This is a genomic window from Streptomyces katrae (assembly GCF_000966975.1).
Lineage (GTDB): Bacteria > Actinomycetota > Actinomycetes > Streptomycetales > Streptomycetaceae > Streptomyces > Streptomyces katrae.
Genome location: NZ_JZWV01000702.1, coordinates 1 through 8341, shown reverse-complemented (window position 1 = coordinate 8341; position 8341 = coordinate 1). Strand labels below are relative to the sequence as shown.

General features: G+C 69.4%; 5 protein-coding genes and 2 pseudogenes. All 7 read right to left on the bottom strand.

Going from position 1 to position 8341, the window contains the following annotated elements:
- Positions 1 to 5: 5 nt before the first annotated feature.
- Positions 6 to 1019 (bottom strand): annotated as a pseudogene (locus VR44_RS47475) (ABC transporter ATP-binding protein); the annotation flags it as partial.
- 29 nt (positions 1020 to 1048) lie between these two features.
- Positions 1049 to 2117, bottom strand: a pseudogene (locus VR44_RS47470) (ABC transporter ATP-binding protein).
- Between the two features lie 32 nt (positions 2118 to 2149).
- Positions 2150 to 3151, bottom strand: coding sequence for an ABC transporter permease (locus VR44_RS24570; protein ID WP_045949763.1), 1002 nt, complete (start codon positions 3149 to 3151; stop codon positions 2150 to 2152).
- A 162-nt stretch (positions 3152 to 3313) separates the two neighbouring features.
- Positions 3314 to 5023, bottom strand: coding sequence for an ABC transporter substrate-binding protein (locus VR44_RS24565; protein WP_245692155.1), 1710 nt, complete (start codon positions 5021 to 5023; stop codon positions 3314 to 3316).
- Between the two features lie 94 nt (positions 5024 to 5117).
- Positions 5118 to 6110, bottom strand: a complete 993-nt coding sequence (locus VR44_RS24560; protein ID WP_045949761.1) for an ABC transporter permease — start codon at positions 6108 to 6110, stop codon at positions 5118 to 5120.
- A 535-nt stretch (positions 6111 to 6645) separates the two neighbouring features.
- Positions 6646 to 7386: an enhanced serine sensitivity protein SseB C-terminal domain-containing protein gene (locus tag VR44_RS24555; RefSeq protein WP_094191883.1), complete on the bottom strand. Its 741-nt coding sequence runs from the start codon at positions 7384 to 7386 to the stop codon at positions 6646 to 6648.
- Positions 7387 to 7449: 63 nt separating this feature from the next.
- A complete protein-coding gene (locus tag VR44_RS24550) occupies positions 7450 to 8184 on the bottom strand; it encodes an enhanced serine sensitivity protein SseB (RefSeq protein WP_045949759.1) in 735 nt (244 codons plus the stop codon).
- Positions 8185 to 8341 lie beyond the last annotated feature (157 nt).

The following is an 8341-nucleotide window of genomic DNA, read 5'->3' as shown; positions in this document are numbered from 1 at the left end:
GCGCCTCAAACGCCGGCGGGGCTGGATGCCGGCGGGGTGGCGGCCTCTGCGTTTTCCGGGTGGTGGCAGGCGACCTCGTGGCCCGTCTTGAGGGCGACCAGGGGCGGGTCCTGGGTCTTGCAGATCTCCGTGGCCTTCCAGCAGCGGGTGTGGAAGCGGCAGCCGGGGGGCGGGGAGATCGGCGAGGGGACGTCGCCCTTGAGGAGGATGCGGCCGCTCTTGACCCCGCGCCGCCTCGGGTCCGGGACCGGGACGGCCGAGAGCAGGGCGTTCGTGTACGGGTGCATCGGGGACTCGTACAGGGACTTGCGGTCGGCCAGCTCCACGATCTTGCCGAGGTACATCACCGCGATGCGGTCCGAGACGTGCCGGATGACCGAGAGGTCGTGCGCGATGATCACGTAGGTGAGCCCGAGCTCCTGCTGGAGGTCGTCCAGCAGGTTGACCACCTGGGCCTGGATCGACACGTCCAGCGCCGAGACCGGCTCGTCCGCGACGACGAGCTTGGGCTTCAGGGCCAGGGCTCGGGCGATGCCGATGCGCTGGCGCTGGCCGCCCGAGAACTCGTGCGGGTAGCGGTTGTAGTGCTCCGGGTTCAGGCCGACCAGGGACAGGAGGCGCTGGACCTCCGCCTTGACGCCGCCCTCCGGGGTGACCCCCTGGAGGTTGAAGGGGGCCGAGACGATCGCGCCGACGGTGTGGCGGGGGTTCAGGGAGCCGTACGGGTCCTGGAAGATCATCTGCACGTCGCGGCGCAGCGGGCGCATCTGGGAGACGCCGAGGTGGGTGATGTCCTGGCCCTCGAACTCGATGCGGCCGCCGGTCGGCTCCAGCAGGCGGGTGATCAGGCGGCCCATCGTCGACTTGCCGCATCCGGACTCGCCGACGACGCCGAGGGTCTCACCGCGCCGGACCTCGAAGTCGATCCCGTCGACGGCCTTGACCGCCCCGGTCTGCCGGCGCAGCAGCCCCTTGTTGATGGGGAAGTGCTTGACCAGTCCGGACACCTTGAGGAGGGTCTCCGGCTCGGAGGGCTTGTTCATGTCGGTCACAGCTTCGGCGCAATCTCTTCGGTCCAGATCCGGGTCCGCTCCTCCTGCGACATGTGGCAGGCGGACCAGTGCCGGCTGCCGGCTGCCGTCCTGGGTCAGCTCGGGGCGCTGGGTGCGGGTGATGCCGCCCTTGGGAACGTCGGCGTAGGGGCACCGGGGGTTGAAGGCGCAGCCGCTCGGGATGTTGATGAGGCTGGGCGGCGAGCCCTTGACCGGGATCAGCCGGTCGGTCTGGTCGCGGTCGATGCGCGGCATGGAACCGAGCAGGCCCCAGGTGTAGGGGTGCCGGGGCTCGTAGAAGACCTTCTCGGCGGAGCCCCGCTCGACGCAGCGGCCGCCGTACATCACGAGGAGGTCGTCGGCCATCTCGGCGACCACGCCGAGGTCGTGCGTGATCATGATGACCGCGGAGCCGAACTCCTTCTGCAGGTCGCGGATCAGGTCGAGGATCTGTGCCTGGACGGTGACGTCCAGGGCGGTGGTCGGCTCGTCCGCGATGAGCAGTTCGGGGTTGTTGACCAGGGCCATGGCGATCATGGCGCGCTGGCGCATGCCGCCGGAGAACTCGTGCGGGTAGGCGTCCACCCGCCGGTGCGGCTCGGGGATGCCGACGCGGTCGAGCATCTCGACGGCCCGGGTGCGGGCCGTCTTCTTGTCGACGTCGTGGTGGGTCCGGTACGCCTCGATGATCTGCTTGCCGACCGAGTAGTACGGGTGCATCGCGGAGAGCGGGTCCTGGAAGACCATCGCCATCTTGCGGCCGCGCAGCCGGCGGACGTGGTCGGCGGAGGCGCTGACGAGCTCCTCGCCGTCGAGGACGACCTCGCCCGAGATGTGCGGGCGGCTGCGGGCGTTGCCGGTGCGGTGCAGGCCCATGATGGCCAGCGAGGTGACGGACTTGCCGGAGCCGGACTCGCCCACGATGCCGAGGGTCTTGCCGCGTTCGAGGTCGAAGGAGAGGCCGTCGACGGACTTCACGAGGCCGTCGTCGGTGGGGAAGTGCACCTTCAGGTCGCGCACGGACAGGAAGGGGGCGCCGTCGCGCGGGCTCCCCTGCTCGGGCACGAAGGCGGGCGCGCCGTTGTTCTGGTTCTCGGTCACGTCAGCCTCACGCGCGGGTCGATGACGGCGTACAGCAGGTCCACGATCAGGTTGGCCAGCACCACGAAGAGCGCGGCGAGCAGGGTGACGCCCATGATCACGGGGAGGTCGCCCTGGCTGATGGCGGCCACGGCCGCCGTCCCCAGGCCCTGGAAGTTGAACGTGGTCTCGGTGAGCACCGCGCCGCCGAGGAGGCCACCGAGGTCCAGGCCGAACATGGTGACGATCGGCGTGAGGGTGGAGCGCAGGGCGTGCTTGCGGATGACCACGCCCTCCTTGAGGCCCTTGGCGCGGGCGGTGCGGATGTAGTCCTCGCCGAGGACCTCCAGCATGGTCGCCCGGGTGATGCGGGCGTAGGTCGCGGCGAAGAGGAAGGCGAGGGTGACCCAGGGCAGGATCAGGCTGTTGAGCCAGGCCAGCGGATCCTCGGTCAGGGGTTTGTAGTTGGAGACGTCCAGCCAGCCGAGGCTGTAGACGAAGATCGCGGGGGCGACCATGCCGGTGAAGAAGATCGGCAGGGAGACGCCGGCGAGGGCGCCGACCATCACCGTTCGGTCGATGGCGGTCCTGCGTTTGAGTGCCGAGACGACGCCGGTGGCCACGCCCGCGAGCACCCAGATGACGGCTGCGCCGAGGGCGAGCGAGAGGGTGACGGGGATGCGGTCCATCATGGTCTGCCAGACGGGCGCCTCGGTCTTGAAGGAGTAGCCGAAGCACGGGGCTGCGCAGTGCGTGACGCCCGTGCCGCCGTCGTAGTCGCGGCCGGCGAAGATTCCCTTGACGAAGAGCAGGTACTGCTCGGAGATCGGCTTGTCGAAGCCCATCTTCACGCGGATGCCCGCCAGGGCGGTCTCGTTGGTCTCGCGTCCGGCGTACATGAGCGCGGGATCGCTGCCGGTCAGCTTCGGGACCGCGAAGAAGATGCCGAAGGTGACCACGGAGACCACCAGCAGCGTGGCGGCGACGTTGAACAGCCGCCGTATGAGGTAGACGAGCACTGCAGTCGGCCGCCCGGCGCGGGTGGCCGCCGCCCCTCGTGGGGGCGGCGGCCACCGCCTGCGGCCTTCACCTGCCCTTCGGACTAGCGCATGTGCGGTGAAGGCACTTGCCTGTGGTGTTACGTGGTACGTGACGACTCGGGCCGGGGGCCGGAGGTGCTGTTACTGCTTGATGCCCACGGTGGCGAGGTCGATCTTGCCGAAGGACTCGTTGAAGAAGACGTTCGTCAGGCGCGGGTTGTGGTAGACGAGCGCCTTGTCGAAGTTGATCGGCAGGTAGAGCGCCTTCTCCATGACCTTCTGGTTGATCTGCGTGTAGAAGGGCGCGGCCTCTTCCGGAGACTTGGTGGCGGCCGTCTTGAAGAGGCCGTTGATCTCCGGGTCGTTGATCATCGTGTAGTTGTTGTTGCCGTTGGGCAGGATGAACGATCCGTCGACCAGCGGCTGGAGGAAGCCCGAGCCGGAGTTGTAGTCGGCGCCCCAGCCCATGACGATGATGCCGTAGCCCTTCTTCTTCACGTTCTCGGGCGAACCGATCACGGAGGAGTTGAGCTTGCCGTCGTACTGGTCGATCGTCGCCTTGATGCCGACCTTGGCGAGCGAGGCCTGGAGGGACTCGGCCGTCTTCACCTCGGGCGCCTTGTTGTTGCGCACGGCGATGGTGGTCTCGAAGCCGTCCGGCTTGCCACAGGCCTTGAGGGCCTCCTTGGCCTTGGCCTCCTGCGGCTTGCCCTTCGTCAGACCGAACGGGTCGTAGCTCTTGTCCGAGCCGGGGACGCCGGGCGGCAGCATGTTCGCGCCGAGGTCACCGCTGGTCGGGCCGCCGCGGGCGGTCTGGAGGGACTTCGGGTCGGCCGCGTAGATGACGGCCTTGCGGCACTCGATGTTGTCGAACGGCGCGACCGTGGTCGGGAAGGCGAAGTAGCGGATGTAGCCCGTGAACGGGTTGTCCGCGTTCTTCTTGAGGTTCGCGTCCTTGAGGATCTTGTTCTTGGCGGCCTGCTGCACACCGGTGCCGTCGATGGCGAGGTCGATGTCGCCCGAGAGCAGGCGCTGGTCCATGTCGTCCGGGTTGGTGGTCACCGTGAAGGAGACCTTGTCCGGCAGGCCCTTGCGGATCGGGTCCGTCTTCGGGTCCCAGTTCTCGTTGCGGACGAAGGTCGCGCCCTTGCCGGCGGTGAAGCTCTCCACCTTGTAAGGACCGGTCGAGAGCGGCTTGTTGGTGTAGGTGGCGCCCGTGTCCTTGCTCGCCTGGACGGGCGAGGAGGTCGGCATGGCCAGCAGGTAGCTGAAGTCGGCGTTCGCGCTCGCCAGGTTGAAGACGATGGTCTTGTCGTCCGGCGTCTGGACGGACTTCAGACCCATCTTGTCCGGGTCGGTGTCCTTGTAGGGGCCGGGGTACTTCTGGCCCTGGTCGAGGAGGTCGATCAGGTAGGTCGGGCCGCCGGACAGCACGTCCTGCGCGAAGACGCGCTCGACGCCGTACTTGACGTCCTTCGAGGTGATCGGCGTGCCGTCCTCGAACTTCACCCCGTCCTTGAGCTTCAGGGTGTAGGTCTTGCCGTCGTTGGTGACGACCGGCAGGGCCTCGGCGAGGTCCGGGACGGCCTTGGTGCCGTCCTTGCCCGGCTTCGCGTCGTAGGCGAGCAGGCTGCGGACGTACAGGCGCTGGATGTCCCACACGAAGCCGTAGTAGGCGCGCTGCGGGTCGAGGTAGTCGACGTCCTGCGGGGACCAGAGCTTGAGCTCGCCGCCCTTGGCGTCGGAGGCGTTGATGACGCCCTCGGCGGCACCGCTGTAGCCCTTGCCGCTCTCGGCGGCGTCCGCCTTGTCGTCCTTCTTGTCCCCGCCGCCACCGCACGCGGCGGTCATCGACAGGGCGGCGATCACGGCGGCGATCGCGAGAGCCTGCTTTCTGCGGATCACGGTTGTCCAACCTCCATAGGTGGTGAATCGAAGAAGCGGTTCAGCTGCCCTTGGGGTCGAGTGCGTCACGCAGCCCGTCCCCGAAGAGGTTGAACGCCAGGACGGTGATGAAGATCGTCATACCGGGGACCACCATGTACATGGGGTCGTCCTGGTAGATGGGGACGGCGTCGGAGAGCATCTTTCCCCAGGAAGAGGTGGGGGGCTTGACGCCGGCGCCCAGGAAGCTGAGGGCCGCTTCCGTCAGGATGTTGGTCGGGATGATCAGCGTGGTGTAGACGAGGATCGGCGCGACCAGGTTCGGCATCAGCTCCTTGACGAGGATGTAGCCGCGGCCGGCCCCGAGGCTGCGCGCCGCCTCGACGTACTCGCGCTCCCGCAGGGAGATCGTCTGGCCGCGGACGATGCGTCCGATGTAGGGCCAGCCGAAGAAGCCGATGACGAGGATGAGCACGCCCATCCGTACGCCCGAACCCTCGAAGCCCCAGACGGAGTTGGGGACGACGGAGACCAGGGCGATGGTGAACAGCAGCTGCGGGAAGGCCAGCAGCAGGTCCATCAGGCGGCTGATGACCCCGTCGACCCAGCCGCCGATGAAGCCGGCGAGGGCTCCCAGGAAGCTGCCGAGGACCACCGAGACGAAGGCGGCCAGGAAGGCGACGATCAGGGAGATGCGGGCGCCGTAGACGATCCGGCTGAAGACGTCGCGGCCGTTGGTCGGCTCGACGCCCAGCAGGTAGTCGGAGCTGATGCCGCCGAGGGAGCCGAGCGGCGTGCCCAGGTCGGGGTCGATCAGGTCCTCGTGGAACTCGTTGGGGTCGTGGCCCAGCAGCTTCACGATCAGCGGCGCGAAGATCGCCACCAGGATCAGCAGGATCACGACCACGCCGCCGGTCAGCGCGACCTTGTCGCGCCTGAGCCGCATCCAGGCGATGCGTCCGGGCGAGCGGCCTTCGATGGCCTTGGCAGGGACGTCGGCTACGGACACGGGTGCGGGCGTTTCCGCGCTCGTGTCGTGCAGTGGTGCCGTCATCGTGGTGGGGACCCCTCTCGGCCGACGGTGGTCGGCCCATGCCCGCCGCTGTGGCGGCGTTGGTGCGGGAACTGCGGGAGATGCAGGGGGATACGCGAGGAATGCGAAGACTGCGGACGTGCGGAGGTGCGGGAAATGCTGTGCGGAGCAACTGGCGGAGTGCACGAACCGAACCGGGTCCTGGAGGACTGACCGGCTCTTGGGTGGGGAGTCTTCATCGGGCGCTCGACCAGCCGCCAGACCCGCAGATGAAAGGATGCGCAACCGTGATCTGAGGCTTGAGTTCCCGTTATCCGGACTCGGCTCGCGGCTCAGCGGAGCAACACCGTCCGTTCGGTATCCAAACGGGACATGGCGCCCAACTCCGTGGAGGCGTGCGCCAATTGGGCGCCCATCGGGGGTGAAATCCGGACAAGAGGAAGGCCGCCGGGAACGGTGGTTCCCGACGGCCGGAGGTCGTCTCGGAGGGCCCGTCTCACGGTGCGGGCATACCCTGAAATGTCCCTGTAACAGACTCGGTAACCGGCCTGACGGCTCAGTAGGCGGCCGCTTGACCCTCGCGGTCGTAGAAGGGCCGGGTCTGTGCGCGCAGCCACATGGCCACCGGATCGTGCTCGTCCGCCAGCGCGACCGTGCACACCGGGACGCCCTCGGGCACCGCGCCGACCGACTGGCGCATCATCTCCCGTACGGACTCCAGCGCGGGCGCGGAGGCGTCGTACAGGTCGAGCCCGACGGCGAGGTACGCCGACCCCAGCGCGGGCTGCACCCAGGCGCGGCGCAGCGAGCGGACGGCGGGGGTGCGGTGCGCGTGCTGGGTCAGCAGCCCGTAGAACTGCGGGAGCTCCAGGGCGGGCTCGGACAGCCGCAGGGGCCCCGCCGGCATCCGGTCCAGGCCGGTCGCGACCCGGCGCAGGTCGGCCCAGGGGATGCCCAGGCCGCCGCCCTGGGCGTGCGGGTTGACCCACAGCCCCCAGCGGTCGGGGTAGAGGGCGCGGGCGATGTCCCGGCCGGTGACCACCTCGTAGCCGCGGTTCCAGCCGCTGGCGGCCAACTCCTGCGGGGAGGTCACGCAGGGCGCGTAACCGAGTCCCTCGACCTCCATGCCGCCGTACTGGGCATCCGGTGAGCCCGGCTGCCCCTGCCAGAGCAGCATCCACAGCCGGCCCTCGGCGAGGGCGTGCAGGAATGACTCGTAACTCTCATAGCGCCCGGGAGTCACCTGGCGCAGCATGTGCTCGACCTGCCCGGCCGCGGCCGTGCCTGACGCACTCACCCGGGTACCCCTCTTCGTCTTCGTCCGCCCGTCGTCTCCACGTCCCGAACAGCTTAAGCGGCGCTACGGGAGGTAGAAGGGGCGCACGCGCTCACGAATCCAGTCCGTGACCGGGTCGTCGGCGGCCTCCAGCAGGATCAACTGCACCGGCCAGGGCGCCGGTACGCGGGCCAGGGCGCGGCCGAGCGCCTCCAGGGGGGCGGTCCGGGTGCCGGAGTCCCATCCCACCAGCTGGACACCGATGTAGAGCTCGGGGGCCTTGCCCTCGACGCTGGCGAGGCAGCGGTGCGCGGCGGTGACCACACCGGTGGCGCGGAACTCCTCGGCGGCGGCGGCGAGGAAGTCGACGGGGTCGTCCTGCCAGTCGGGCTCGAAGAGCCGGACCCGGGCGCCGCTGGCGGGGCCGTCGAGCTCGGTCCGGCCGGCCCGGCAGAGCTGTGCCACGGCGGCGGGGGGCAGGGGGACGCCCACGGCGCCTTCCGGGTTCACCGCGATGCCGAGCTGCGGGGGCAGGCCGCGGGCGAACTCCACGGCGGGGGCGACGGCGAAGTCCATGGCGGGGCCGGCGGCGAAGCGGAACTGGGCCTCGGAGCTGTAGACGGGGACGTACGCCTCGCCGGCGATCAGCATGGTGGGGAGGTCGAGGGAGGTGCTGTCGGGGCCGCCGCCCTGCGGGAGCGGGATCCAGACCTGGCTGCGGCCGAGGGCCTCCAGGATGCGGGGGCCGGCGTCCGGCTGCCCGAGGGCCGTTCCGAGCGTCTGCTCCAGTTCGTTCGCCGGCCAGCCGTTGCCGTGCATGTGCCCCTGCCTCTGCCTCTGTGTTTCCGTCCCGCCGATGTCGCCCCGAGGCTATCCGGTCGCCCGCCGGGGGTGGGGCGCCGGTCGGCCGGGGCCGGGTGCGGGCTGCCGCTGCGCGGAGCCGTCTCCCGCCCCGCCCTTCGCCCGTTCCCTGGGG

Excerpts from the sequence above, each read along its gene's own strand:
- VR44_RS24565 (WP_245692155.1), bottom strand. The coding sequence starts at position 5,023 with ATGACCGCCGCGTGCGGTGGCGGCGGGGACAAGAAGGACGACAAGGCG.
- VR44_RS24550 (WP_045949759.1), bottom strand. The coding sequence starts at position 8,184 with ATGCACGGCAACGGCTGGCCGGCGAACGAACTGGAGCAGACGCTCGGA.
- VR44_RS24560 (WP_045949761.1), bottom strand. The coding sequence starts at position 6,110 with ATGACGGCACCACTGCACGACACGAGCGCGGAAACGCCCGCACCCGTG.